The sequence below is a fragment of the Streptococcus sp. 1F3 genome (assembly GCF_054968985.1).
Genome location: NZ_JBUEQR010000013.1, coordinates 1 through 2,600 on the forward strand (window position 1 = coordinate 1; position 2,600 = coordinate 2,600).

Consider the following 2,600-nt stretch of genomic DNA (forward strand, 5'->3'; position numbering starts at 1 on the left):
TTTGAAAACTTTAAAAAACGCATTTTGATTGCTTTAAACGTAAAGAAAGAGAGAACGAAGTTCGTCCTCTCTAGGTGTTAGCTTTTCATCTACCCACTACAGTTGACAAAGAGCCTGAAAGACAAGCAAAAAAGCCTTGCGGTACAAGGCTTTAGGAGATATGTGAACATCCTCCCTGTAGAGATATATAGATGTTTGATAAAATCAAAAAGAGTGTATTTTCAAGAATTTTATCAAGATTATTAGCTAAATTATATCATATTAAATAAAATTTAGTAGAACAAAAGTAGAACAAATTATAATTTGTGGGTATTATTTTAAATATAAACTAAAGGTTATTGTCAGGAATAGTAGCTTTTATTTTGTATTTAAAAATATGTTGCTTATGATATAATAGTTATAGAAAGTGGAGGTGTATATGATGTCTAGGATTGCTATGTGTGTTGATGAAGAATTAAAAGAGGACGATCTTGAAGTAGCGAAGCTATGGCTTAGACAATATGTAAAAGAAAGGGCAATTGTTAGAAGATTAGATGTAGAAAGTAAAGAAGACATGGATTTTCTATTTGATGAATAGTTGTTTTTGTAGTTAAAAATAGGGAAATGATTGCAAATAGCTATCAAATGTGATACAATAGTATTATATTTGATAAGGAGTATAAATATGGCTACAAAAATTTTTTCAAAAAGAGTTGATTCTGATTTGTTGGACAATGTGTCCGAACTTTATGCTTCTTTAGGGACAAGTACGCAGGAAGCATTCATTATGTTTTTACGTAAAAGTTTGGAAGTTCAAGGTTTACCCTTTGATTTGCGCAAACAAGTAGATGTAACAGAATTTGATGAAAAGGGGATATATATAACTGAAGAACAACTTGTAAGGGCTAAGCGGTCTATTGCAGAGATTGATAATGCTAGAGCAGTTGATTTTGATGTTCATAATCCAGAGCATTTAACTTGGTTTTTGGAGGAGTGATAGAGGTTCTGGTATGCAAGTAAAAGAATTTGATGTTATTATATCTTATGTGAAGTATGCAGATGGTACAGGTGGAAAAACTCGACCGATGGTTATTACTAGTGTTGATGGAGAAATGATAGTAGTTAGGAGAATAACTAGTAAGTTTTTTAACAAGTCAGAATATATTCAACAGAAGTACTATGAAATAAAAGATTGGAAACGAGCAGGATTGAAAATGCCTTCATGGGTGGATATTAAGCCACCAATGAGGATTAATAAAGATAAGTTTGTTATTAGTATTATAGGCAGTTTTACAAAACGAGATATTGAATCTTTAAGTAGATTTTTAGTTGATAAGGGAGAATAATTATGAAAAAGATTTTATTAGCTTTTGTTACAGTCATTGTAGTGTTCTTTTTGACAGCCTGCGGGGCAAATAAGGATAGTTTAGATGGGGAGTATCATTTGTATTGGGTTGGGTCCAATACAGGTGAGGAGCATTTAGATAGCGAAAGCGCTGGTATAATGACGATTGCAAACTCTACGATGGAAGGTGCTCATAATAATAGTGATGATTTTATAGTCAATGAAGAAAAATCTGTTTTTATCAGTGAAAGCGGTAGAGAATATCCTTATACCTATAAAGACGGAGTTCTTGTTTTTGATGGTGATCAGTATTATAAGGTAGGTACTAAGGCTTACCAAGAAAAAAAGAAAGAAATTGGAGAACAAAAGAAAGACTAGAGATTTCTAGTCTTTTATAGTTTCTTATAACGGAACTCTGTAGAAAAGTCTGCTATAGAGGACTTTTTGTTAGAAAAAAATCATTTTAAAGTGTTCATTCTTCGCTTGTTTACTAGCTTCTTCTTTTGTAATTTTGTCAGTTTGATAAATATAATAGAGAATTTTTCCGTAATCAAAATAAAAGCCATGTTCTATATTTTGATAGGTTTCTTTGAGCTTGTCAATAAAAGATTTCTCAGACAGTTCTTTTATCTCTACGCTAGTAATTATATTTTTGTGTTCAAAAAGATGATTGATAAGTTCGATAGGTGAAATAGTGACAGCTTTGTATTCTTTTATAACTGTTTTTTCTGCCTGTTTAATTGCTTCTATTATGTCATTGGGTGCTTTTCGTGTGATGTAATTTTGAATAATGAGTGTGATTTCTTCTTCATATAGTTTAGTGTGATACTCAAGGAGTTGTTTTAATCGTATTTTGAGAGCGTCTTTTGAAATTTCAAGCTCAGCTAGAATGTCTTGAAAAGTTTTCTGATGATAGAGAATTTTCCCTAGTAAAATAATGTCAGGAGCAAGAAGAATTCCTGCGAAAGTATTTGCTTCAATTTCTTGGACGGTATTTTCATTTTGATTGGCAAAAATATAGCCGTCATGTTCCAATAAAAAATGAGCGAGTTCGTGGCATTTTGTGAAATTTTGACGATTTTTATGGTGGGAGATTTGATAGGAGATAGAGGAGCGATTCAATTTATCTTTAACAGCTAGTCCTGCAATATCGTTGTGTAATTTATGAGCCATAACTAATATGTCCAGTTTATCGGTTTGACGTTTATAGTGATTAAGTTTTAAAATAGTAGCGCAATGATTCATTTATAGATTTGAATCGTGGTAATAATTCTAT

5 protein-coding genes are annotated in these 2,600 nt (G+C 31.5%); 4 read left to right on the top strand and 1 reads right to left on the bottom strand.

Features of this window, described 5'->3' with window-relative positions; genetic code table 11:
• Positions 1-418 precede the first annotated feature (418 nt).
• The 4 genes from ACVPON_RS01125 (at position 419) to ACVPON_RS01140 (ending at position 1,702) form a co-directional block, all read left to right on the top strand.
• A complete protein-coding gene (locus tag ACVPON_RS01125) occupies positions 419-577 on the top strand; it encodes a hypothetical protein (protein ID WP_462875345.1) in 159 nt (52 codons plus the stop codon).
• A gap of 87 nt (positions 578-664) precedes the next feature.
• Entirely contained in the window at positions 665-976 is a 312-nt protein-coding gene (locus ACVPON_RS01130; RefSeq protein WP_462875347.1) for a toxin-antitoxin system protein, read from the top strand.
• A 13-nt stretch (positions 977-989) separates the two neighbouring features.
• A complete protein-coding gene (locus ACVPON_RS01135) occupies positions 990-1,325 on the top strand; it encodes a hypothetical protein (RefSeq protein WP_462875349.1) in 336 nt (111 codons plus the stop codon).
• A 2-nt stretch (positions 1,326-1,327) separates the two neighbouring features.
• The gene (locus tag ACVPON_RS01140) at positions 1,328-1,702 is read left to right on the top strand and encodes a hypothetical protein (protein ID WP_462875351.1); all 375 of its coding nucleotides are present in this window, start codon (positions 1,328-1,330) and stop codon (positions 1,700-1,702) included.
• 69 nt (positions 1,703-1,771) lie between these two features.
• Here ACVPON_RS01140 and ACVPON_RS01145 read toward each other — a convergent pair whose 3' ends face one another.
• On the bottom strand, positions 1,772-2,569 hold the full coding sequence (locus ACVPON_RS01145) for an ImmA/IrrE family metallo-endopeptidase (RefSeq protein WP_462875353.1): 798 nt from the start codon (positions 2,567-2,569) through the stop codon (positions 1,772-1,774).
• Positions 2,570-2,600: the final 31 nt, after the last annotated feature.